Consider the following 23108-nt stretch of genomic DNA (forward strand, 5'->3'; position numbering starts at 1 on the left):
AGCGCATCGAGAGGCAGTATGTTAAAATAGTTTTTATGAGTGGTTTAAAGCAGCAACTTAAAGATTGCCCGATCGAGCTAGCGGATCAGCAAGGCAATATTGCCAGGTTTGGCAAGTTGGTCGATATGAACCGTTCTTTTGATATTAAATATTGGCAACAAAAAACCACCTCAGAACGTATGCGCGCAGCTTGGGGGCTAGTAGTTTACGCTCTCCAACGTAAGGAGCAGATAAAAGATGAGCCCCGACTTCAAAGAGCTGTTACAAGCTTTCAACGACAATCACGTTGAGTATCTGCTAATCGGAGAAAAGTTGCAGTCCACTAATTTGACTTCAGCCACTCTCGAAACATTGCCTGAAGACTTGTGTTTTTTTGCGTGGCGATAGCTCGGGCACGCTCAATATCTTTACGCTCTGCGCTTAGTGTAATTCTTCGAATTTCTATGTTGCGTTTTGGTGCACCGGCATTTTTGCGATAACCCCCTTGTGAATGCGCCGAAGCCCAGGATTTAATTTCTCCTAATAATAATAACGTAGAATTTAAATTCATTCCTTTGACTAGCGTCCCGGTGGAAATCCATAAAAATACTTGCTCGATGTTAAGGCCTGGATATTTACTGAAATCTAGTGCTTCCAGGAATGCTTTGAACTGTTTGTGATCTTTTAGGTGCTTGAGTGCTTCTTGGTTGCTGAGGTTAATCATAGCGAGGTTAAGTGTTTATCCAAAAATTTTTCTAAATGCGAATACGAAATTTTAGCTTTATCTTTTACATATTGCCCAGTCATTTGCATCATAATCTTCAGGTGTTCAGGGCCATCATTGAGTTCAAAACGAAAGAAATATCCTAGTTCACTTGCAACCTTAGCACTAACGAGAAACCGGCCGATACGTCCATTCCCATCAGTATAGGGATGCAGCATTTGAAAATGAAAATAGAGTTTTGCCAACGCACCGATTGCTAACTTTCGATTACTCGCTAAGTGCTTATTAATATGAAAATCAAGAAAAGCTTGATATTGTTCTTTAACCTCAATCGGATTTGCGTACTGTACTTCTACCAGCTTAGAACCTTCTGTCCGCATTGTATAAGCACTGAGGTTAGTTGCGCCGCGATTTTTGCCTGGGGTTTTATCTCTTGGCTTTCCAATCCCACTCATTAAGATTTTGTGAGCTTGGTCTATATGTTTTGTAGTAATCAATTCATGTTGCAAGAAAATGCGATGAATATAACTTGCGCTTTGAATACCGTTTGTTAATTCAAGGTGTTCATCAACAGCATGTCCATGGATTACTTTACCGTTTAAGACTTGCTGGGCTTGATATTCTGTGAACGTAGAACCTTCGACTAGTGTTGAGCCAATTAAATGTCCTTCGATTAAACGCTTAATGAGTTTGTCATAGAGATGTTCTAGCTTTGGATTTAACTCCCTTAATTGCGAGATGCTTTTAGATGATATACTTTTCATGATTTGATTATAGTACGTCTAATAATCAAAGGCAACAGGTGTCTACTGTCAGTAAATCGGAAATTCTGTAACTATTATAAGCTGTTAAATAGTCATTTAATTTTGAGAGCTCGTACGGTCAGTAAAACAGCATAACAAATAAGCCTAACTCGTATCTTTGCTTGGAGTTTTTGCAAAAAAATTCGTGAAGGAGTGGGGGCCTTGCAGTCACTTTAAGTGGCTGAAGAAGAGTGTTCTCTGAAAATTATTTTTTTGCGGTAGAGGAAATTTAATCGCTGTTCAATTGGGTTTGGGGCGTGAGTACGAGTGGAATTAGCATTGCATTCACGCTTAGGCTTGAACATGCACTTAAACTTATCCTTAGCTTTTGTTCGATTGTCTGAAGTAGATCGAGAAGGGGAAGCATAAGTTCGGGTGCAAGCCTAAGGCTAAACAGTTTCAACACGCCGATTCCAATCGAACAGCGACAGAGTTATTTAAGGTTTTATTTATTTTTATCATGGTGCTTTGTGTCTTCACTCGAGCGCTTGGAAGTGAATCGTCACTTTCCAGAGTTCGTTCGGAGGACACAACAAAACCATGTGGATCATTCTACTTATCGTCATCGCCGTTGCCGCGCTTTGCGCGTGGTGGGCGATCATCAACGCCAAGGAGTTAGCGAAAGCTAACTCCGAACTCAAGACTCTCAGGGCCAACTCAGCGGCCCAGACCGACCCGCTCGCAACGCAGATAACTGCGATGCAAGAGCAAGCGACAATCGATGCAGCAGAGAGAGATACTCTGAGGCAGAAATTGGCCAACGCGGAAGCCTTGCTCAAGCAAAAGACCGAACTTGCTTCGACTGCACAGGAAACCAGCAAGCAAACTGGCTTTCAACTCAAGAATGCTCAGGATGCGCTGAAGCTCGCCCAGCAGCAGATCGATGCGCTCCAAAAAGAAGTCGCAACGCTGCAGGCGAAGTGCGACCCGACCTTGCTTGATCAGCTCAAAGCTGCGCAGGCAGAGCTCGAGACTACTCTCAAGCAAGTCGAAGCTCTGAACAAGGACAAAGAGCGTCTGCAGAAGGCGATCGAGGAAGGACAGGCAAAGGTTGCAGATCTGGAGAAGAGCAACGCGGGTCTCCGCAAGTATCTCCTCTGGTTCCAGCGCCTCTGGGCGTCTCTTGGGGACTATCCCAAGGCGTTTGGTGGCACTGACAAGGAGCTTGGCGCTTGGGATACGGTCGAAGAGGCTGATGTCCAAGCGCTCTGCAATAGAGTCGTTGCCTTCCATAAAGTTGCGATTCTGCTTGCTGGTGTGATTGACAACATCGCTCGCCAAGTTGGTGACAACTTCCCGACTGCTGTTCAGATCGTCTCCGGCAAGGATGACGCTCGCAATCGCTTGAAGGACTTGATCGCCAAGCTTCAACTTCGGCAGGAAGATAAACCAGCCGAAGCGGAGCAAGGTAAGTAGAAAGGAGTGTGTCCTCTTGGGGCGGAAAAGAGAAATCTGATCCGCCCCTGAACACACTCCTCCTACGACTTTTTTGGGCGACCTTTTTTGGCTACCTTTAGGTTACGAAACTCTGTCGCGTTCATTTTTATGATGTGATGTGCCGCAAGGTATAAATGTTTTTGCCTTGCACCCGCTGTGCGGGAGATTGCCGCGGCTACTAACGTAGCCTCGCAATGACAGTGAATGTCATTTTTATGATGTGATGCAAAGCCAGTAGTCAATGGCATTACTGGCGTCATCTCGACCGAAGTAGTTCGTCTAAAATTTGTTTTAGACGAATTACGAGTGGAGAGATCTCCTAGAATGATCCATTCTAGGATTTGGAGATTTCTCGACTCCACTTCGTGTCGCTCGAAATGACGGTGCTTGTAGTTTTAAGCTGCTTTAGCAATCTCCAGCGCAAGCGGGGTTAGTGCTTTTAGTGTGTTCTTTGAAAATTTAATATGGGTGAGATTGGGAATATTTTAAGGTTATTATTTGTTTTATTTTTCATCGCTAATACGTTGTTTGGATTCCTCCCTGGTTTGCATTTTACCTGAAGTGCAAAGCCTGGAGGAATCCGACAACAAAACTATGAAACTTTTCGATTGGCTTAACGGCCGCTTCGCCAGCGGCACCTCGTCAACCACGACCCCGCCGCCAGCGGCAGGGTCCACGACTTCGACTTCGACTCCGGCGGCAGCGCCAGCTCCGAGCCTTGTGAAACAAGGATTCGGAGTCTTCGTGCGGACAGGGTTTTTCCTGGCCGCCTTCATCGTCGTCGGCGCGATCGCATTCTTTGCGATTCGTGCCGCCGTCCATAAGTCGCCCGAACAGGTGACTAAAGAGCGCGAGGCGAACGAACTTCGCATCGCGCAAGAAGAGAAGGTAAAAGCGGCCAAGGCTGCCTGGGACAAACCCAAGGCAGCATACGAAGACGCCGCTGCGGAACTTCCGGCGAAAGCTGAGGAAGTCCGCAAGGCCTTTGCCGCTCTCGACACCGTCGAGTTTGGCTCCGATGATCTCCACCCTGTGTGGAAGACCATGAAGGGCCGCGTTGACGGATTCTCTGATGAGAACGTCGACAAACTCCTCGATGCTGCTGAGCAAGCTGCCATCGCCGCCGAGACCAAGAAATCTCAAGGCCTCGATATTGCATGGCCAAGCGCTGAAACGGCAGTCGTTGAAGATGCTCTCGCGAAAGCGAAGGCACTCATCGGCGACATTGCGGCTCTCGAAGCCAAGGGCACGTCCTTCACTGGAACCCCTGGCGCCGAGACTGCGTTAGCACGCTTCACGCGGGAAACCTCCGAACACGCTGCGGATGTGGCGAAAGAAGAGGCGGATGCGAAAGTTGAGGACGCAAAGTTCGAGGCGGTCTGCTACGCGCAGTTCGACAAAATGGTCCTTAACGTGGATGCTAAAGGCAACCCGACGCCTCGAAAGATGCGCTGGCAAGCTCGCAGCATGTATCAGCTCGGCGAAAGTCTTCGCGAGTTCGAGACCGCCGTGTCTCTTGTCGCCAAGAAGGACAAGGCACGAGTGGGCTTTCTCTACGGTAATCCCGAAGAGATCAAAAAAGCCCACAAGTTTCTCAAAACTTGGATCGTCAACAACTTCGCTGAGTTTCTCACGGATCAAGAAGCACGCGACCTCGGTCAAGCGCTTCGCTATCCTGAGATCAAAGAGGTCCCCGACGTTGACGACATCAAGTCGCGCTGGAGTATCGAGTGAGGCGGTGATGAAACTGTTGTCGGAAAAGTTCGAGAGTGGCCCAAAAGGCCCTCTCGACTTTTCCCTACTGTTTTTGAGATTCCCAATCTCCCCGCCCTTTTATAATGATCGGGTTTAGATTGAATGATACAAATCGAATCAAGCAGTCATAACAATTACAAGAGTTTAAATTAATGGACGAGAATTTAGAAAATTTAAAGCCAGCAAGGCTTGGCATCAAGGGTAAAATATTCTTTATTTCCTGTGGCTTAGGCTTTTTAGCCTTAGGCGTCTACGGTTCGGATTATATTGGAACAAATGGCCATGCATTTACCGCATCTGAAGAATCAGCAAGTTCTGTAAATGCAAACTATATTTGGGGCACTACTCCTTCTGGGGCTAGGCGGCCGAATCCTGACATGGGATTTTTACAGAAAATCTTCTGCCGTGGGCGGAAAACATCAAGTTTCTGCACAGTCGAAGGATATCGCAGTGGCGATAACTACTTACACCCATATTATCAATGGTGGTCAGACTGGGCCGCTCGCCCAGATGTAGATCTCGATGCACGCGGTAAACATGCCGCAGAGATGGAAGATATGGTCGGTAAGGCTCCAAATTCATTATAGTTTTTCTGGTTTAAACAATAATCGCATTTGAAAGGCACATCTTTTATTACAATCGCCATAACAGTTCTAGAAGTTAAAAATACCTTAAGAGTTTAAGATTTATGGATGTATTGAGCAAAGCAAATCTAAAAAAAATAAAGCTAAATTATTCGAAAGCTTGTAGCAGTTTTTATTCGCACTATCTGACTTTTACCTATCAACATCAGACCTTGATGTTGTTTGCACTTGGTTTTGTTACGCTAGCATGCGGACTTACAAGTGTTGCCATTGCTCAAGATGTAGGAATCGGTGACCCAAACTCAACAGGCGATACCAGAATCGGGGTATTTGCATGTCGGTTAATCCAACTTATTGAAGGTAATCTCGGCGCACTAATTATGATTGTCGCTGGTCTTGGCACAGTTATTTCTGCTGCGCTTGGCAGTTATGGACAAGCATTAAGTTTGCTGGTCGTGGCTTGTGCTTCATTTACACTGCGCTCATTTGTAAGAATGTTTTTCGGCTATAATGGCGCTACAGTTCTAAATTGCGGAAATGGCGGAGGTTCTTCTTCGGCCGGTTAAGTTAAAAATTTCATTTATCGCCCTAGAGCAGGTTTATGTGTTGCACGCTGACCTGCTCTTTTTTTGTACACGACTTGAGCTCTACTCTGCCTTTTTGTTCTTTTCCAGCTAGAGCAGCTTTCCCAAAACATTCAGTGTCGCCTGTTTGGAGATCCTTCGGCTGTGCCGAGCAAAAATAAATTTGGCTCGTGCTCGCTCAGGATGACAATCTTTTTAGCGTTATAGATAATAAATACCGTCATCTCGAGCGAGCACGAAGTGCGAGTCGAGAGATCTCCAAAAATAAAACTACGAAAAGAGTGGCTACGACTGCCGCATGGAAGTGCGCAGCATCTCGGCCATAGCCAGCACCGTGCTGATATATGGCTCGGAGCGATTGTAGTGCCAAATTGCCTGACGCTTTGCGCTAGAAGTCATCTGTGCGCTGCTCCAGCCATGATGCGCAAGGAATTTTGCAACAGAATTAATTGCATCAGCAGGAGTGAAGATATCGACCCGGCCATTCCTGTCTCCATCTACACCATAAGCGAGCACGTTTCCCGGAAGAAACTGAGGAATACCGAGCGCCCCGGCACCCGAGCCCCGTAAATCAAGCGGGCTTAAATTTGAGCGCGACGCTAGAATAATTGCCGCAACCACGTGCGGCATAAAAGTGTCTTCGAGATACTTTGCCCGCTGATATACAGCTTCTCGAGTTACATTTGGGTTTTCGGCTTTACGTCTGCGATATGTCGCCTCGAGGCTTTCTGCATCGGTTGCATTTGCCAGGCGTAGTAATCCATGGAAGGTAGGACGTTTGCCAGTATTTTTCCCGCAATAAGTTTCGACTTGTAGAATCGATAAAATCACACTTGCCGGAACATTAAACTCAGTTTCAGCACGAAGAAAATCTGTGCGGTGCTTACGATAGAAATTTAAAGCATTGGCGCGATTACGTTTGGTGTTAAGTTTGCGGTAAGGGTAGTGCGATTCACGTGGGTTAAGTGAGAAAATCAAAGGTTCATGGCGCGGTAGGCGCGGGTCAGATAAAATTGCTTCAAGGTGCTTTGGATCTATGCCCTTAGTGCTCAGGATTTTAAAGGCATGATCCCAGCCTCGTAAGCCCTGTTTTGGTTGATATGAAGTGACCGTGCTCGATTGTTGCTGAGTAAAAAAGGGCTCTTTGCTTAATTCTTGTGAGAGTTTGCTTGCTAACATTGTGTCGATGGCAAACGCCGGAGACGTGGCCCCCAGAATAATCAAGCTTAAATGTGCAAAGACACTTTTTTTCATCAGCCTTAGTCAATACTTATCATTCTACTATATGAGCAAGGAATGTTCTTTGTCGACAAAAATCTTGTAGAATAAGCGTTCAGGAAAGTAAAAGTTGGATAAAGCACTCCGCTTGGGTGTGCCCGGACTTTTTATAGCCAATCGGTGTTTTGGTACTGAATCGAATAGGGGTTTGCGAAATAGCCATTTTCGATCTTTTCTTTCAGTCCAACTAGGCTTGCTTCCAAGGAATACTTCGGGGTCCAGTCTAAAATTTTCTCAATCTTTGTCGAGGAAAGATGGTAATTTAAAAGGTCAGCATCCTCTTCTCCAATTTCAACTGCAGTGCCTGGAACCAGGCTATTAACAACCTGAACAACGTCACTGACGGCTAGATTCTGGTCATTGTCTCCCAGATTAAAGGTCTCTCCGCTAATTAAATTTACATGAGCCCGGAGACAAGCCAAGATTGCTTGAGCTACATCATCAACATGAATCATCGCCCGGCATTGCTCGGCGCTACCAATAAAAATTGACTTTTTGCATACAGCGTCGCGCATTAATTGATTTGCTACCGCATCAAAGCGCATCCGCGGAGAAAATCCATGACACTGTGCGATGCGTAGCACAGTAGAGTGAATCCCGGTGCGCTTGGCCCGAATCACGCGCTCTTCCATGCGCAGCTTTAAGCGCGCGTAAAGACTCACAGGTTCAGGGGTGGTAGTTTCAAAAACAACGCCACTGACATTGCCATAGACGCTGTCTGTCGAGGCGAAAATAAAGCGCTCCACTCCGTGCTCAATTGCAGCATCAAGCGCTACCGTTGAGGCAAGAAAATTAACATCGCGAATACCTGAATGCTTAACTTCTTGAAAACGGTGTCCGACCACAGCGGCAAGTAGGACAACAGCCTCGGCATCTCTGACTGCATGCGAAACTTCACGGACGTCACAGAGATCGCCATCCAGAATTTCTAAATCGGGGGAATCAAGCCCTTTTAATCCATCATCGCCATAGCGAAAATTATCTAGCACTCTGACAGCGAAGCCATGATTGATTAAGTGCCGCACAAGACTGGAGCCGATATATCCCGCGCCACCAAAAACGACAATTCTGGGTTTTGTAGTCATATTCCAACTGAGCTTAAATACTAACTTTGGCGTTTTAGTTTTGGTCCAGTCGCACTATCTTCAATTACAAACCCCTGGGCAAGAATTTTGTCGCGCAGCTCATCGGCAAGCTTGAAATCCTTGGCTTTTCTTGCAGCTTGGCGACCTTCAAGTAGCGTCAGTACTGCTGCTGGAATCTCTACTGTTCCTTCTTCCCAAGTTTCAATGCCAAGTCCAAGAACTTGGTCAAACTTGTAAAGTAGGCACAGCTTGTCGGCACTAGCCAAGCTGCTGTCGGATAAAAGCTGATGTAGTACGGCAATAGCTCGCGGCATGTTGAGGTCGTCGAAGAGTGCTGCGTTGAAAAGTTGGCTATATTGGTTTGACTGAGCCTGACGGACTTGTGATTGTGGGTTATTAGGGTCGGAGTGGACGAGATTGCCACGGTCGCTATCGCTCCCTTGCAATGACGAGCCCGAGACAGCTTTGATACTTAAGATCGTTGATTTAATTTTTTTCAAGGTGTTGATGCTTGCTTCGAGACTCTCCCAACTAAACGATAACTCTTGGCTATATTTACTTGTGAAACAAAATAATCTGTAGGCGATAGGGTCGATTTTACGCTCAAGCAGTTTATCTAGTGTGAGAAACCCTCCTTTGGATTTTGACATTTTGTCATTGTTGTCCAGCAGAAACCCGCCGTGCAGCCAAAAGCGCGAAAAGGGTTTTCCAGTCGCACCTTCGCTTTGTGCAATCTCATTGGTGTGATGCACAGGGATGTGATCAATCCCGCCGCAGTGAATATCGAAACTCTCCCCCAGGTATTTCATCGACATAGCGCTACATTCAATATGCCACCCTGGATAGCCTCGGCCCCAAGGTGAATCCCACTGGAGTTCCTGATTTTCAAACTTTGATTTGGTAAACCATAGCGCAAAGTCTAGGGTGTTACGCTTTTTGCTATCGACTTCAATGCGCGCTCCGGCTTGAAGTTGGTCGAGCGGCAAGCGAGCAAGCTTGCCGTAATCATCAACTTTAGTGATATCGAGATAGACGTTTCCTCCACTTTCGTAGGCAATGCCCTTAGCCTCAAGGCGCTTGATCAATTCAATCATTTCTTGGATGTGATCGGCGGCTTTACAGACGATCTCAGGACGTTGAATGTTTAATAGCGCACAGTGGTTAAAGAATATCTCTGTATAGTAGGCAGCTATTTCTGCTGAGCTCTTTCGCTCGCGCTTGGCGGCAAGAGCCATTTTGTCTTCGCCTTCATCGGCATCAGAAACAAGGTGACCAACGTCAGTAATATTCATCACGTGGCGCACGGAGTAGCCAGCAAATCTTAGGGTGCGGACTAGAATGTCTTCGAAAATGTAGGTTCTTAAGTTGCCAATATGCTGATAATTATAGACCGTTGGCCCACAGCAATAGATTTTAACTTCGCCCTTGGATAAGGGTTCGAAGACATCTGTGGTTCTTGTGAGCGTATTGTATAGTTTAAGCTTTTCACCCATAAATTCTGCTTTGGCCATAACTTGTTGAAATAATTAGATTTGGTTCGACCCTAATTCATCACAGAACTAAGCATACATCAAAATAATAATAATTCTTTAGAAACTAAGCTGGAAATCCGTTCATCTAATTACAGCGAGCATAGAAAATAGACAAATCAGATAGGAAGATAAGCTCCAGTGCGCCTGATGCCCTCAGAAAATTCAAGATCCGAATACACTCAGCTTGGCGACGCTTTGGTATTTAAATTGCGCCCACTCTCGGGCGAGTTTCCTCGCATTGTAAATGTCTTGCCTGGAACGATTGCAGTCTTAAGAACAGGTGTAATCGAGGACCTACGTGAAATTAGAGAAAAATTCGATATTTGTACTCAAACTAAAAGTTTACGCGTCGATTTACGTGTCGGCGCACGAGAGCTCTACGAATCAGAACTCAGTTCTAATCGACTAGTCAATGCGCATTGGAACGATCAACCCTTAATTTTGATACTCGACCGTGTCAATCTACCACGACACCTAGCGGAAAAACTTCTCGGTTTAGCTGGCGTAGAAAATCCCGCAATGTTGTGGGCGCATGCGCCACATGCTGCGCGCGGCCTAGTGCGCCTGCTCAACGCAGTGATGACGCGCTCCCCGGTAATATACTTAGAAAACCCCTTCAGTGATTTCTCTTTGGCGTTAATGGAATGTTCAGCGAAGTTGATTATTGAAGAGCTGAGCATGCGCGATGCTAGATTGGTAGTCGTTGGCTTGGAGCGTCTTCCCGAAGCGTGGCGTAAATCTGACCGCGTAAGAGAAATCAGTTTGAATATGCTTGCTACTGAAGATCATTTGATCGCAAGTAGTATTCGTAAGGCGGCAAAATTAATTGACCAATTACGGATCGTGCATCAGGGCAATACGCTAAGCAATGAACACTTGATTGTTACTCGTCCACAGCGGATTTCAATCAGTGCTTATCGCGAGGTTAGCGAGCAAATGCTCAGAGAAAATATCGTTAGCCCAGTTTTGAATGGCCAACTTGAGGCGCGGTCAGATACTAGAGTTTCCAGGCAGCGTCGCAAGGGCACGTTAACTCGAATGAATTTTTCTGAGCGACTGATGCTTCGTGCTGGGCGCATCTTGCTTGGTGCTTATCAGCAGGCGTCAAACTCCAAGCTGATGCATAGCGCTTCTGCGTTAATGCTTAAGCGCGGCAGTTTGCAACAGCAGCGACATTACTCGATGCTGAAAGTCCTAGTGTTCGGCTTGCTTTTGGCAGGGATACTGCTTTTTCCTAAGTAATCGCTTCTTTGCGATCTAAGAATTTCTGATGCTCAACTTTAATAATTGCTAAAGCCTCTGCGGGGGTTTCTACGACATGAATCCAACGCATGTCAGTTGGGCCGACAAGCCCACGGTCGATTTGCTGCTTGCGCATCCAGTCGAGTAGCCCTTGCCAGAATTTTGCATGGATTAAAATAATTGGCCGACTTGTGAGGTGTCCGATTTGCAGTAACTGCCAAAAGAAATAAAGCTCCAGCAGTGTGCCAATGCCTCCAGGCATGACAACTACTGCATTGGAAAGGCGCATGAAGTCGTCGAGGCGTGTAGAAAATGTGCGGTGATGTTGTTTAATATCGAGATGCATGTTGGTATGTTTGGCTTCAATCCCGCCTTGGATCGAAAGCCCGAACGACTTCGATTTGCTGCGCGTTTCATTGCGCCCTTCAGTTAAGCCTTTATTTGCAGCCTCCATTAGTCCTGGTCCACCGCCCGTGAGCACGTCAATGCCTTGATGGCCAAGTAGGTGCGCAAGCTCTTCTGTGATTTTGTAAAGCTCATCATCTTGCTTAATGCGGGCGCTGCCAAAGATGCAAACGCGGTAAAAGTCATTGGTGTATTCTAAAAGTTCTTGTTCGATAAAACGGATGCGATCGCGGAGGATATTTAAGCGATCGGTAAGACGCCTACGGCGCTGGCCTTTGTCTTCTTGCATAATATTTATTCGTCGTCGTTTGTGCCGGTTTTTTCAGTTTCGATGACGTCATGGTTACTATCGACGTCTTGTTGAATCCCATGCGTTAATAATTCGATGCGTTGACGCAGCAGTCTCGTCCAGTTTTCCCAGCCAGGCGCATCGCTGCGCTCGTCAATCATTTGCTCTAATACTTCAGGTTCGTCTCCTGGGTGCTCTTCGGAAATTTGATGAATTGAGGCAATTGCGAAATCTAGAGCAACGAGGATTTCTTCGTAATTTTCTTCTGATTTTAGACCGAGCGAGGCATTCTTCGATCGCACTTGAGCTCGGGCAATGGCCATGCGCAGCTCAGTTGCTGCTTGTTCAAGTTCACTAAGCTCTAATGCCCTGACCGGCTCAGAAATGAGGCGCGGGTTATGATGCGGATGGAAGTAGCGGTAAAGATCCATTGACGAGTATTGTAGTGGGATATTTGGCTGTGCGCCAGATATTATTTACGACCTTGAAGCTAGGCTTGAACTTCAGCTTTAAATTTAGGTTAAGGGGAAGGGTAAGTTCAAGCCTAAGCCAAAGACTAACCATTCAGTAAAATTTACTATTTCCATTTAATCGAGCAGCCCACAGCGGATGTTAGCGCTGGATTGGGAGCTTCACCTGACAAAACAGCATCTAAGGCATCGCGTAGTGAATGGACGGTCACTTTCTCTGGCTCTTGATAATTATCATCGATACGGCCGTGATAAATTAATTTTCGTTCGGCATTAAACATATAAACTTCTGGTGTGCATTGGGCGTCGTAGGCTTTGGCAACATTTTGATCGACGTCTTGGAGGTAAGGATAAGGTAAGGCCAAGGCTTTTGCCTTCTCAACCATTTTCTCAAAACTATCTTCAGGGTAGGCATCGGCGTTATTTGCGCAGATGGCAATAAACTGCACACCGCGAGGTTGATAAAATCGCGCAAGTTCGACAAGCCGAGTTTCGTAAGCTTGAGCGTAGGGGCAATGATTGCAAGTGAAAATCGTTACTAAAACTTGCTTATTGGCAAAGTCAGCTAATGAGTAGACGCGCCCATCAGTTGCTTTGAGGCTAAAATATGGTGCGGGATTTCCGAGTTTTAATTTAAGACCTTCGGCGAGACGTTCCATAACTACTTACTTCCTTTACCGCGACTGTCGCAGGCTGCGCGGCCGATATAGTCTATTCAGTGGATAAGGGGAAGAGGGAAAATCCCGCGCAGGCAAATTTTAGGATGAGGCACTACGATTTATGGGAAAGTTCAAGCCTATGCCTAAGCAAAATGCAAAGCACAAGTCGCGCTAAACAACTGATACTTGTATATTATTGATAACCTTTATAAAAATAGCTCGTATGAAATTATCCGATTCAGAATTAAAACTTATTTCCGATACGATTGCCATGGTCTCCGCTGATGGCGTTGAAAAAGCAAAATCTGGCCATCCAGGTATGCCGATGGGGGCGGCCGATGTTGCCGCAGTTCTTTGGTTTGAATATCTCCAGTTGAATCCGCGCGATACTCAATGGATCAATCGCGACCGTTTTGTGCTCTCGAATGGTCACGGATCGATGTTGCTTTATGCTCTACTTGCGTTGTCAGGCACTGGGCTGACGCTTGAGGATTTGAAATCATTTCGCCAGCTGCATAGTAAAACTGCAGGGCATCCAGAGTTTCACTTAACTCCTGGTGTTGAAGCGACCACAGGACCACTGGGCCAAGGAATTTCAAATGCTGTCGGAATGGCCATTGGTGAAAAACTACTTGCAGCGCAAATGAATACAGCAAGTGAAGAAATTATTTCACACCGTGTTTTTTGTATGGTCGGCGACGGTTGTTTAATGGAAGGCATCAGTAGCGAAGCTTCTTCAATCGCGGGACACCTTGGGCTGGGCAACTTGATAGTGCTCTTTGACGACAATCATATTAGTATTGCCGGAGACACGAAGCTGGCGTTTACGGAAGATGTGCTTAAGCGTTACGAAGCTTATGGCTGGCAAACTGCACGAGTTGATGGGCATAATTATGCAGAAATTCGCCAGGCTTTAGCAGCTGCAGTGCAAGATCAAAACCGACCGAGCATCATTGCTTGTCGAACAATTATTGGCAAAGATGCCCCACACAAAGCTAATACCGGAGAAGTCCACGGATCGCCGCTCGGTAAGGACGAACTTGAAGCTACAAAGAAAATCAAGGCTTGGCCGCTTGAACCAAGTTTTTATGTGCCTGATCAGGTCAAAGAATTTTTCTGTAAGCGTGCTGGTGAATGGCAAGAAAATTATGATGCTTGGCAGAAAAAATTTTCTAGCTGGAAAAGTCAAAACGCGGAAAAAGCTGAGCGCCTCACCCAGCGCTTAAATCGCACAATCCCAAAAAACTTAGATCAAAAATTTCTTAGCGTTGTGCCTAGTGATGGCAAGGCAATTTCTACTCGTAAATTATCCTCGGACATTTTGCAGGTTGCTGCCAAGGAACTGGAATTTCTGGTTGGCGGGTCTGCGGATCTCGAACCTTCGTGTTTGACTTTGATTAAAGATTCAACCGATGTGCAGAGCGGTCAATTTACGGGAAGGAACTTGCGCTTCGGAGTTCGTGAACATGCGATGGGCGCAATCGGTAACGGGCTTGCTTATTATGGCGGCTTTATCCCTTATGGATCGACCTTTTTGTGCTTTTTTGACTATCAAAAGCCGAGTGTGCGTCTGGCTGCTTTATCTGAATTACAAAATCTATTCATTTACACGCACGACAGTATCTTTCTGGGTGAAGACGGACCAACGCACCAACCAATTGAGCACGTCAACGCGCTGCGGATGATTCCGAACATGCGTGTTTTTCGACCAGCTGATGGACTTGAGGTTGCAGTGGCTTATGCGCAAGCATTAGAACATCAAAATGGTCCCGCTGCGCTAATCCTCACCCGGCAGAATTTAGAACCAATTAAACGTAGTGCAAATGTTACTGCGCAAAACGTGCGTTGTGGCGGATATGTTGTTCTTGAAGCCGGCGCTGCAAACTTGCCGCTTTGTGTGCTTGTTGCCACCGGCTCTGAGGTTAGTTTAGCTTGTAAGACAGTTGAATTATTGCCCAAGACCTATCGATATCGCGTGGTCTCAATGCCCTGTGTTGAAATATTCAAATCACAAGACCGGAAGTATCGTGACGAAGTTATCCCGAAGACAGCTAAAATCGCGACCCTTGAAGCTGGGTCGACATTTGGCTGGTTACAGCATGTCGAAGGTAACTCGCAGAGCACTTTAACGGTCGGCATCGATAGCTTTGGCGCCTCGGCTCCGGCTGAAGCTTTAGCCGAATACTTCGGCTTTACGCCGCAGAAAGTGGCAGAAAGGATCGAGAAAGAATTGCTCTAAGCGCGCGCTGGTCGGGTCGTTGCGATTGAACAAAATTCTTACTAGATCTGCTTCAATCTGCTATCCTTTTCTCCGTGACGCAGGCTGAAAAAATTCTCTTCTACAAGAAAAAATTACCCAAGTTTATTTGGAGACTACTGCGTCGCCAATTATGGAATAACTTCTGGATCGCCGAAGAAGAGCAGCAACGCCAACTCCATCAAGGAGTTTTGCCCGGGCCAATTCGCGACACTGAAAGGGCAAAGCTGATAGAAGCAATTCTCGAGCAGTATCCATTTAGGTCCTTACTAGAAATTGGTGCTTCTTATGGGACAAATTTTCACACTTTGGGAAAACTCCTTCCTGAAGTTGAATTTCTCGGCATCGATCAAGACAAAATGCGGATTGATGCGGGAAATATTCAGCTTCAAGCAGCTGGTCTTAAGCATTGCAAATTAGATCGATGTTCGGCCCAGAGCTTGGCGCGACGCTTTCCGGAGAATTCCTACGATTTGGTGATTTCGTCTGCGTGCATGCTTTATATTCCACCAGATGACATTAGCTTAGTGCTTTCCAACATGTTGGCAATTGCGAGGCAATCAGTGATTTTACTTGAGCAGCATCTGCCTGGGCTTAGTCAAGACCAGCGCTGCGAGGAGCAGGGACGTTGGCCTTATTTTTTAAGAGATTATCTAGCTTACTTTAAAACCCTGACTACGGCAGGCAAAACTACTGTGTTTAAAGTTCCAAATCCTATCTGGCCAAACGAGAAGTGGAAAGAGTATGGATCAGTGATTGTTGTCTCCAAGAAGAAGGCTTAATTACTTTATCGCATGATCAGCGCTGCTGTCGAACTCCGTGCCGAAGATTTTGTTAATCGTTTCGATTTTCTTGCCAGCTATTCGCCGCTCTATAAACTCGATGGCAATTGGCCAAGTGTTGGTATTGTAGATTTAATTACGCATTCATTACGCGGCAAATCGCAGCTTGATGCCGAAGACCAACAAACCCTGGCTGGGGCTGCTTGCTATCTGGCAAGAGTTTTGGATCCGCTTTGGGAGGCTGCGGGGCTGAAAGTTAGTGCAGTGCTTGTCGATGATATTTTGGAAGTTTGGTTTGAGCACCCTGAGCAAACTGGAGCGCGTGGCGTGCTGCCGCTAGAAAAAGCTATCGGCGCATTTCTCTATCAACCGATTTTACCGCTGCCGATCACTAAGGATTATTTTCGCATCATTCCCCCGCAGAATAATTTCTTAAGCTTACTTGCGCTTGGGTTTGCTAACTTAGCGAGCCCATTTTTTAGCCAAGACTTCCCCAGAGTGCCTGCTCCTGATGCGTGGCGAGAGCTCCTTGCCAAACAAACTGCAGTGTCCTGGAAGTTACTCTATCCTAAGCGCACCTATGGGTTAGATTATAAATTATACGACAGGGGGTTATTTTGGCCTCCACTTGCGTGTGGAGAGACTCCCCCAGGAATAAATCACCTCAAGCTTGCTTATCAGTATTTTAGCGACCAAAAATATTCTAGTGAGCAGTTGCTCGATGCAGCGCAATTTATGGCCGTGCACCCTGATGATCAAATCTCTCTTGTGGGTCTAATGCTTTGCGCGGGGTTAAGCAAACGCGATTTACCCACCGAGGTCGTGCTGCAAGCGCGAACTAAGGGTGTCGTGATGGCGGAGCTGCGTAGTGCCGTTTCTCAATTTCGACGCGAACTGGCTGAAAGCCAAGCCCAAGTTAAGGGCGGCGCGCAGCGCAGTGTTGCTGGCGATGATTGGTTTGCCGACACGTTATTTACGCCGCAAGATAAATTTAGGTTTGAGCTTGAGCGTAAGCTTGGAATGCTGCCTTGGTTTGTGATTGATGCGCAAGATTTGCTGTTGCGGATCAAGGATTTGCAACTACTTGTGACGGCTTTAGCGTATCTTGATCTTGATACGGCGCTTCAGGAGGCGGATCGAATTTTAGAAGCAACCCCTGGAGATTTACTGATTGCAGTTCAAAAAAATGTGCTGCTCATGATTCAAGGCAAATTCGATGATGCCCAAGCAAACTTTGAAACGCTTGCTACTGAAGTTGGAGCGGAAGAGGACGCCTTAGTGCAGGAACAGCGTGGGTTGTGTGCTTTAGCGCGAGGCGATCAGGCGCTGGCCTTGTCATGTTTGACGCGAGCAAGTGTGCTTGCCGCGACGAAGAGTAGAGAAAGTCTTTCACGAATTGGCAATAATTATGCCTGGGCATTGATGCTTGCTAACGATTACGAGGCCGCTTTAAAAATTCTTGACGATATAATTTCTATCGATCAATACCCGGTGACAGCCCTATTAAATAAGTTATTTATCTTGCGGGTGCTAGGCAAAGATGAAGCGGCTAAGCCGCTAGAACTAGCCTTGGCTAAATTTGCGCCCTTGGACCGTCGGGTTGTTGAGCAGTTGATTGTGGGGCAGCGGGCGGCTCAGGAGTCTTAGTAACAGAACTTTATTTTGGAGATCTCTCCACTATGCACATCGCCACTTTAAAGTGACGATGTGCTTCGGTCGAGATGACGCGATTTTGAATGTCGATAGTAAAACTTAGCAACATATTTGGTAAGTGCTGCTGTCTTCATTTCTAATACCGACAACCAGCGTCGTCATTTCGAGTGTAGCCTGAACGAACGGAGAGAGTGAAAGGCGAAGTCGAGAAATCTCCAAAAAGATGTTCTAGGGGCGCTTGTTTCGTATGAACTTAATTAGGCTGGCTTATTCACTCCTTGATTTAGCTCTTCGAATAGATCTCGCATCGCATAGTTACATTTGCTTATGAGTTCTAGCTTTTTCTTTCGCCCCCAGCGCTTGAGCTGTTTCTCTCTTTCGAAGGCATGATAAATGTCGAAGAATTCCTCAAAATATACTAGTTTACTAGTGCAGTATTTGTGCGCAAATCCCGATTTTAGGCCCATTCTGTGCTGTAAAACTCTGTTAATTAGATCTGCTGTAACTCCAATATACAGCACCGTGTTCCAAGCGTTAGATAAAATATATACGTAACTGATTTTCATGTGATCGTCCTCCTCGAGTATATTATCGTCCCGATCAGAAGAATTATTGCTGGAGGATGACTAAAGTTTCCCTAAAACTTCCTTTGTCCACTCGGGCGAATCAGGGTCAGTGAAGTAGAGGATATTTCTAAAAACCTCAGGATGGGTGGGTAAGAAATTCATCGTGGTTTTCACGTCTTGGGTAACTAAATCAAATTTTTGCAATTGGGAATTAATCACGGCGCGATTAATTAATGAAAAAATATGCAGTGGCCGTGCTTCCAGAATATCAGAAAAGGCCTTGAGTGCTTGCTCGTTTTCGTTTTTTACCATTAAAAGTGTTGCTAAATTTGTGCGGATTAAAAGGTCTTGGCGCCTAAAGCCGCGCACTAATGATTGTGCAGTGCGAAAATAGTCAAAAGCTTGATCTGGCTTATTCATGCGTAGCGCACACAATCCCAGTAAATAATGAATCTGGGCCTCATCTTTACATTCAGGCCCATCCTTCAGGGCATCCTGTAGATTCGTGTATGCCTCCTGCATGCCGCCACGTAACATGACTAAATAGGCAGCTTGGGCACGTACGGCCGGTGCTTCGCTGGCAAGTAATTTTAAGTCCTCGCTAATTTGGCAGGCTGATTTTAGATCTAGTGCGGCAATTGCCGAAAGTAGTGGTCGCAAGCGATTACGCATTAAGTCGGCGTGTTCAAGTTTGAGCCAGGGGTGAAATCCCAACTCGGTTTCAAGTAGAATGGCATCAGCTTCGGGCTCAGCTAATTTTTCGATTTCAGTCCAGCGCTCCGTTCCCCAAATAATTTGATAGGCTTGGGCGTAGGCTTCACGCAGTTGGCAAATCCTTAGGCCTTTTGCTTCTGAAATAGCTAAGACTTCTTCAGGTAGAGCTGATCCGGATGTTGCGGCAAGTAAAATAAATCCAAAATCAGACAACTGCTCTTCAGCAACTCGCGCTAAATTTGTGCTAAAGGCGCTAATATGATCTGTGCCAATACCAACTTCAGCTGCGTATTCGAGAAAGCGGTTAATTGCTCTAGTGTAGGGATAATCTTCTTCAATATATGGAGGCGGAAAAAGTACACCTTCCATGTAGACTTCTGGGGATTGGCCCACGAGCTCGGCAGGAAAGAGCTTGCCGTAAGTATCGGCGCAGGATTGAGCAATTTTTTTCACAGCTTGCTCTAGGGTTGGTTGGTAATCGAGAAAGCTTAATTTTTTTTCATTACCTTCACTCTGGGCACATAGTCCTAGAGCTAAACTTGCCGCGAAGAGGTTGATTAGTTGGGAATTAAAGGCGACGGGACGCAGGGTGTCTCCGATGTAGGGGAAAAGAATTTCGGGACGGCTGAGGCGTTGTGCGATTTTCTCCTGGATATGGACGAAGTATGGTGTCGGGGATTTGTCGGCAAGATTTTCCAGTGAATTTTGTGCCTCGAGGTAGATGCCGATGCGCTCACTAAATTTAATTAGTCCTTGGTCGGACTTGATGCCGACTGATTCTAGAATTGGGGCAATGATTGTGCCGAGGTAAGCTGAGATTCCGGTTAGTAATTCGAGGTCTGCGCTAGAATAGTCTTTCTGTCCGCGAAGTCCCAGGGCGAGGTGATCGACCGTGCCGAGGCTGAACCAGGAGTGATCGAGGTGGAGGAGGGGGAATTTCTGGAAGCGGGTTTGCCAGTAGGCAGCAAAGTCTTGTGCGATTTTTGAGGTTTGCTCTGTCACGGCAGTAAAAGGCTTATTTGTAAGTTCCTATAATAACTAGCTTTTTCTTATCATACGCTTTCTTTTGGCCTTGGGCCAGGCCTCTTTTTCTGCGCATCCACAAGTAGGGGGGCTACTTTCTGGAGCAGAGGGGGGCAAGGTACGGGGTTACTTTTTGAGCTTTTAGGCAAGTAGGGGGGCTACTTTTTGTCGGAGTTATAGGTCACACCTCCCGCCGATGAATCCATAACAATTCTAGGAAGATAGCCCTCGATCTGGGGCATGCAATTGAGAAGTCCTGATAAGTGACTGTAACCGGGGCGAGTCTATCTTCAGAGAGTTTGTAAAATGCAGAAATTCATATTGATATTCTCATGCGTATTGGTGAGCGGATTTTTACCGGCACATATTGTTGCCGCCGAAGTTTGCACGAGCTTTTTCTGTGACAAGAATTCCGACCCAAACAAACTCGGATCGAAATTAATTGCTAGCACGCCAGAAGAAAATACTTCTGAAAATAAAGCAGTAGCTAATTCGAGTCCAAAGATCGAAACAACCGAGCAATCCTCTGCAACTCAGATCCAATTTGTAAATAGCGACCCGAAGTCGCACATCGTTTCCCCCGACAAGGACCCAGCGATTCGTATCAATCCTGAAGCACCTGGACCATTCAAGGCTATGGCTGAGCGCTTCCAAGCCGGCGATATGCAAACTGCATTTGCATACGCACGCCAATATGCGCGCTATCAGAATCGCCTGATGGCAGACGTTTCCGCATTAACTGCCTTAATTGGAAAGGCGATGATTGCCGAAGGAATCATCACTGAAGAGCAATGGTTTGGAGCAGATCAATATTTAAAATACAATTTGGCGAAAGCACGCAAAGACTCAAACTCCCCGTTGAAAATTACCGAGAAAGATACGCTACCACTGATTAAGTCTGTTTCAGGCGGTGAGATTGAAATCTTTTATTTCTTTACGGTGCAAAGTGAGCACGCGCGCAGAATGAGTCCGGAAGTAGAGCGTTTGTATCGCATACTTAAAAATGATTCGCGCGTAAAAATGCTGGCTTTGAGTATGATCGATGAAAAACAAGAAATCATCGATCAATATAAACAATACACTGGGTTGACAATGCCCATCGCTCGCGGTGAAGAAATGTCAAAAGCGATGGGTATCGCCTTTGCTCCAGCAGTGGTCGTTTTATCCAAAAACGATAAGCGCGGGTACTCACGTTCTGGAGAACAAGGTTTTGAAAGTCTCTACACCTTTGTCAAGACGATTCAAGGCGAGAAAGTTGATTTAACTGCACTTGAGCAGTCAGGAATTTTATCAACGCCGATTGGAGCTGCAGCGAAATCACGTGAAGACTCAATCCGTGCCCAGTACAAATCAGTCAAAGGAAAAGCTCAGCCAGCCAATTCTTCAGCGTCAGGGTTAAGTAGGTTTTAGGTGCAGTGATGAAACAAGTCAAAAGTTTTAATGGGAAAAATTTAATGGTGATGAATATGTTAGTAAAAATGTTTTCTCCAAATAAAATTTATACAATTTTAGTTTTGAGTGTGCTGCTTGCAAGTAGCGCGAGTGCGCAAGATAGTTCTACGGATACGGGCGGCCTTGCTGGCGTTACTGGAGCAACCGGAACGACAGGGCAAGAAAAACAAGATGACCGTGAAACGTTCTGTAAAACACTTAGCGCAGAGCGCCGCCGCATTGATCCCTGGTGTTCACCCGAGGCGAAGGCGATGCGTGCTCGTAAAATGGATGAATTCTCCAGTGAAAGTGCCAGCTTCTTCTATCAAGATACGCAAACTGGTGACAGTAACTATAAAGAGAAAGATTACTATAAGAAGAATAACCTTGCTAAAGATGCTGGAGGTTGGAGCTTCCAATTAAATGGAATGGTTGGCGACCCGCTAGTCATTCAAAAGCTTCCACTTGAAAAAGAAGCTGGGATTAAGCAAAATGTTATTCCCGCCAATGAGCTTTATCGCCAGTTTACTATCCAGGACTTATCTAACGACAATCAAGTTGTTTTGACTTCGATGGCGCAATTTCAGCCACTTTCTGCAATGCGCGCAAGTGCAGTGGAAAATCAAGAAATTGTTGACCAGCACATGCAATTATTTAGCACTTTGAAAGGTGTTTCTGATCTGACACTTGCATATCTCGATAAAACAGTTGCTTCGGGTTTAAATGCGGTACAGAACCAAGCTGACGCGCAAGTAACGCAAATGTTATTAAAGCAAATTTCCTGGGCAGCTAATAAGCAAGCTTCTCCTGAATTGTCACATGCATTCGCCAATACTGAAATGGCGCTGCAGAATTGCATGCAACAGTGTAACGGCGAGTTTGTTCCTGGCGTTTGTGACTACGCAGGCTGCCTAGCTAAGGTCGAGCAACTGGCAGGCAAGAAGATTGTGGATCCATTTACGCGCAAGGAAATGCCTGACGAAAGTGAATGGTCTTTGGTGCGCAAAGTTTTTGGAATTCCACAAGGTATTAAGCTTGCTACGCCTCCACCTGCCGATATCGCGCCACGATTAAAATATGCATGTCGTTTTGCCACACATTTTGGCGATTTGACGACTAGAGCAACCGCTGGTGCTACTGGAGGCAACGCACTTAATTACAGCTTTAGGGCTGCAAAGAATGCTCCAGCTGGCGATGAAACAAGAACCACTTGGTATATCGACCGCTTCGCACGCAGAATTGAACGAGCAATGGTATGCGCAGTAGAGTGCTACGATAAAAACAAAAATCTTCAAAATTCAGAAGAGGGCATTATCTGTCAGGCAACAGAAGTATCACGGCCAATATGTATGTATAGTGGGGCAAATGAGGGCTCGAATGTGCAAAACATCGCCTGCGAAAAAATGAATTTCCGCGTTGCTTTAGAACGCGCTTCGCTAGGCGCGAATGTTACCTTTGCAGATATCATGCATGTTTCATCGATGCCGGAATCAACACGTTGCCGTTTTATCGAAAACTTTTCAGGCAACTCTGCAATTGTAGCTTACTCCAAGTACCTACGCACAATGGCTGCGCAAGCAGAAGATATTTTTGTCACGCAGCGCATGGTTCCAGAGAATGAAAAAGAACTTGTTCGCGGATTAACAACTCGTGCATTCAACAAGATTAACTATGCATTTAATAACATGGCGGCAGAAAGCACGATTAAAACGATGCTTTTAGAGGCTTGGACGGAATACGACAAGCGTCGCCTTGCTGAGCAAGAAGCTGCAGCAGCCGCAAACCAGTCTGGTCGACTTAATACCGGAACACAGCAAGGACTTAAAGGTTACGGACGACCAGGTTCTCAATAACTG

At 46.1% G+C, this 23108-nt stretch carries 21 protein-coding genes; 11 read left to right on the forward strand and 10 right to left on the reverse strand.

What is annotated here, in order from left to right:
* Positions 1–35: 35 nt before the first annotated feature.
* The gene (locus tag JNK13_05385; protein ID MBL7662167.1) at positions 36–290 is read left to right on the forward strand and encodes a hypothetical protein; all 255 of its coding nucleotides are present in this window, start codon (positions 36–38) and stop codon (positions 288–290) included.
* Between the two features lie 32 nt (positions 291–322).
* Here the strand turns inward: JNK13_05385 and JNK13_05390 are convergent, their stop codons facing one another.
* The gene (locus JNK13_05390; GenBank protein MBL7662168.1) at positions 323–703 is read right to left on the reverse strand and encodes a hypothetical protein; all 381 of its coding nucleotides are present in this window, start codon (positions 701–703) and stop codon (positions 323–325) included.
* Complete coding sequence (locus tag JNK13_05395; GenBank protein ID MBL7662169.1) at positions 700–1467, reverse strand: Fic family protein; 768 nt, start codon at positions 1465–1467, stop codon at positions 700–702. The genes JNK13_05390 and JNK13_05395 overlap by 4 nt, the downstream gene beginning before the upstream one ends.
* Before the next feature lie 579 nt (positions 1468–2046).
* On the opposite strand from JNK13_05395, the gene JNK13_05400 reads away from it, so the two are divergent.
* The 4 genes from JNK13_05400 (at position 2047) to JNK13_05415 (ending at position 5848) form a co-directional block, all read left to right on the forward strand.
* A complete protein-coding gene (locus tag JNK13_05400; GenBank protein MBL7662170.1) occupies positions 2047–2922 on the forward strand; it encodes a hypothetical protein in 876 nt (291 codons plus the stop codon).
* Between the two features lie 519 nt (positions 2923–3441).
* Positions 3442–4677, forward strand: coding sequence for a hypothetical protein (locus tag JNK13_05405; protein ID MBL7662171.1), 1236 nt, complete (start codon positions 3442–3444; stop codon positions 4675–4677).
* Between the two features lie 173 nt (positions 4678–4850).
* A complete protein-coding gene (locus JNK13_05410) occupies positions 4851–5285 on the forward strand; it encodes a hypothetical protein (GenBank protein ID MBL7662172.1) in 435 nt (144 codons plus the stop codon).
* Positions 5286–5386: 101 nt separating this feature from the next.
* A complete protein-coding gene (locus JNK13_05415) occupies positions 5387–5848 on the forward strand; it encodes a hypothetical protein (protein ID MBL7662173.1) in 462 nt (153 codons plus the stop codon).
* Positions 5849–6151: 303 nt separating this feature from the next.
* Here the strand turns inward: JNK13_05415 and JNK13_05420 are convergent, their stop codons facing one another.
* The 3 genes from JNK13_05420 to JNK13_05430 all read right to left on the reverse strand — a co-directional run bounded on the left by JNK13_05420 (position 6152) and on the right by JNK13_05430 (position 9722).
* Positions 6152–7120 carry a lytic murein transglycosylase gene (locus JNK13_05420; GenBank protein ID MBL7662174.1) on the reverse strand — a complete coding sequence of 323 codons (969 nt, stop codon included), beginning with the start codon at positions 7118–7120 and terminating at the stop codon, positions 6152–6154.
* Between the two features lie 131 nt (positions 7121–7251).
* The gene (locus tag JNK13_05425) at positions 7252–8229 is read right to left on the reverse strand and encodes an NAD(P)-dependent oxidoreductase (GenBank protein MBL7662175.1); all 978 of its coding nucleotides are present in this window, start codon (positions 8227–8229) and stop codon (positions 7252–7254) included.
* Positions 8230–8249: 20 nt separating this feature from the next.
* On the reverse strand, positions 8250–9722 hold the full coding sequence (locus tag JNK13_05430; protein MBL7662176.1) for a cysteine--tRNA ligase: 1473 nt from the start codon (positions 9720–9722) through the stop codon (positions 8250–8252).
* A gap of 186 nt (positions 9723–9908) precedes the next feature.
* Here JNK13_05430 and JNK13_05435 point away from each other — a divergent pair, with 186 nt between their 5' ends.
* Positions 9909–11003 carry a hypothetical protein gene (locus tag JNK13_05435; protein ID MBL7662177.1) on the forward strand — a complete coding sequence of 365 codons (1095 nt, stop codon included), beginning with the start codon at positions 9909–9911 and terminating at the stop codon, positions 11001–11003.
* On the opposite strand, the gene JNK13_05440 is transcribed toward JNK13_05435, so the two are convergent.
* From JNK13_05440 to JNK13_05450, 3 genes are all read right to left on the reverse strand, one after another.
* Positions 10996–11697: a TIGR00730 family Rossman fold protein gene (locus JNK13_05440; GenBank protein ID MBL7662178.1), complete on the reverse strand. Its 702-nt coding sequence runs from the start codon at positions 11695–11697 to the stop codon at positions 10996–10998. The two genes, JNK13_05435 and JNK13_05440, sit on opposite strands and share 8 nt — an antisense overlap.
* 5 nt (positions 11698–11702) lie before the next feature.
* Positions 11703–12128, reverse strand: a complete 426-nt coding sequence (locus tag JNK13_05445) for a hypothetical protein (GenBank protein MBL7662179.1) — start codon at positions 12126–12128, stop codon at positions 11703–11705.
* Between the two features lie 146 nt (positions 12129–12274).
* A complete protein-coding gene (locus tag JNK13_05450; protein ID MBL7662180.1) occupies positions 12275–12826 on the reverse strand; it encodes a thioredoxin family protein in 552 nt (183 codons plus the stop codon).
* Positions 12827–13049: 223 nt separating this feature from the next.
* On the opposite strand from JNK13_05450, the gene tkt reads away from it, so the two are divergent.
* From tkt to JNK13_05465, 3 genes are all read left to right on the forward strand, one after another.
* A complete protein-coding gene (tkt, locus tag JNK13_05455) occupies positions 13050–15065 on the forward strand; it encodes a transketolase (GenBank protein ID MBL7662181.1) in 2016 nt (671 codons plus the stop codon).
* A gap of 74 nt (positions 15066–15139) precedes the next feature.
* A complete protein-coding gene (locus JNK13_05460; protein MBL7662182.1) occupies positions 15140–15865 on the forward strand; it encodes a class I SAM-dependent methyltransferase in 726 nt (241 codons plus the stop codon).
* Between the two features lie 12 nt (positions 15866–15877).
* Positions 15878–17512: a hypothetical protein gene (locus JNK13_05465; GenBank protein MBL7662183.1), complete on the forward strand. Its 1635-nt coding sequence runs from the start codon at positions 15878–15880 to the stop codon at positions 17510–17512.
* Between the two features lie 263 nt (positions 17513–17775).
* On the opposite strand, the gene JNK13_05470 is transcribed toward JNK13_05465, so the two are convergent.
* Both JNK13_05470 and JNK13_05475 read right to left on the reverse strand, forming a co-directional pair.
* Complete coding sequence (locus JNK13_05470) at positions 17776–18084, reverse strand: GIY-YIG nuclease family protein (protein ID MBL7662184.1); 309 nt, start codon at positions 18082–18084, stop codon at positions 17776–17778.
* Positions 18085–18144: 60 nt separating this feature from the next.
* Positions 18145–19800: a hypothetical protein gene (locus JNK13_05475; GenBank protein MBL7662185.1), complete on the reverse strand. Its 1656-nt coding sequence runs from the start codon at positions 19798–19800 to the stop codon at positions 18145–18147.
* Between the two features lie 327 nt (positions 19801–20127).
* On the opposite strand from JNK13_05475, the gene JNK13_05480 reads away from it, so the two are divergent.
* Positions 20128–21231, forward strand: a complete 1104-nt coding sequence (locus JNK13_05480) for a hypothetical protein (GenBank protein ID MBL7662186.1) — start codon at positions 20128–20130, stop codon at positions 21229–21231.
* An 8-nt stretch (positions 21232–21239) separates the two neighbouring features.
* Positions 21240–23105, forward strand: coding sequence for a hypothetical protein (locus tag JNK13_05485; GenBank protein ID MBL7662187.1), 1866 nt, complete (start codon positions 21240–21242; stop codon positions 23103–23105).
* Positions 23106–23108 lie beyond the last annotated feature (3 nt).

The organism is bacterium, from assembly GCA_016786595.1.
In the GTDB taxonomy this organism is placed as follows: domain Bacteria; phylum Bdellovibrionota_C; class UBA2361; order SZUA-149; family JAEUWB01; genus JAEUWB01.

Excerpts from the sequence above, each read along its gene's own strand:
- JNK13_05385 (MBL7662167.1), top strand. The coding sequence starts at position 36 with ATGAGTGGTTTAAAGCAGCAACTTAAAGATTGCCCGATCGAGCTAGCG.
- JNK13_05390 (MBL7662168.1), bottom strand. The coding sequence starts at position 703 with ATGATTAACCTCAGCAACCAAGAAGCACTCAAGCACCTAAAAGATCAC.
- JNK13_05395 (MBL7662169.1), bottom strand. The coding sequence starts at position 1,467 with ATGAAAAGTATATCATCTAAAAGCATCTCGCAATTAAGGGAGTTAAAT.
- JNK13_05400 (MBL7662170.1), top strand. The coding sequence starts at position 2,047 with ATGTGGATCATTCTACTTATCGTCATCGCCGTTGCCGCGCTTTGCGCG.
- JNK13_05410 (MBL7662172.1), top strand. The coding sequence starts at position 4,851 with ATGGACGAGAATTTAGAAAATTTAAAGCCAGCAAGGCTTGGCATCAAG.
- JNK13_05415 (MBL7662173.1), top strand. The coding sequence starts at position 5,387 with ATGGATGTATTGAGCAAAGCAAATCTAAAAAAAATAAAGCTAAATTAT.
- JNK13_05420 (MBL7662174.1), bottom strand. The coding sequence starts at position 7,120 with ATGAAAAAAAGTGTCTTTGCACATTTAAGCTTGATTATTCTGGGGGCC.
- JNK13_05425 (MBL7662175.1), bottom strand. The coding sequence starts at position 8,229 with ATGACTACAAAACCCAGAATTGTCGTTTTTGGTGGCGCGGGATATATC.
- JNK13_05430 (MBL7662176.1), bottom strand. The coding sequence starts at position 9,722 with ATGGGTGAAAAGCTTAAACTATACAATACGCTCACAAGAACCACAGAT.
- JNK13_05435 (MBL7662177.1), top strand. The coding sequence starts at position 9,909 with ATGCCCTCAGAAAATTCAAGATCCGAATACACTCAGCTTGGCGACGCT.
- JNK13_05440 (MBL7662178.1), bottom strand. The coding sequence starts at position 11,697 with ATGCAAGAAGACAAAGGCCAGCGCCGTAGGCGTCTTACCGATCGCTTA.
- JNK13_05445 (MBL7662179.1), bottom strand. The coding sequence starts at position 12,128 with ATGGATCTTTACCGCTACTTCCATCCGCATCATAACCCGCGCCTCATT.
- JNK13_05450 (MBL7662180.1), bottom strand. The coding sequence starts at position 12,826 with ATGGAACGTCTCGCCGAAGGTCTTAAATTAAAACTCGGAAATCCCGCA.
- tkt (MBL7662181.1), top strand. The coding sequence starts at position 13,050 with ATGAAATTATCCGATTCAGAATTAAAACTTATTTCCGATACGATTGCC.
- JNK13_05465 (MBL7662183.1), top strand. The coding sequence starts at position 15,878 with ATGATCAGCGCTGCTGTCGAACTCCGTGCCGAAGATTTTGTTAATCGT.
- JNK13_05470 (MBL7662184.1), bottom strand. The coding sequence starts at position 18,084 with ATGAAAATCAGTTACGTATATATTTTATCTAACGCTTGGAACACGGTG.
- JNK13_05480 (MBL7662186.1), top strand. The coding sequence starts at position 20,128 with ATGCAGAAATTCATATTGATATTCTCATGCGTATTGGTGAGCGGATTT.
- JNK13_05485 (MBL7662187.1), top strand. The coding sequence starts at position 21,240 with ATGAAACAAGTCAAAAGTTTTAATGGGAAAAATTTAATGGTGATGAAT.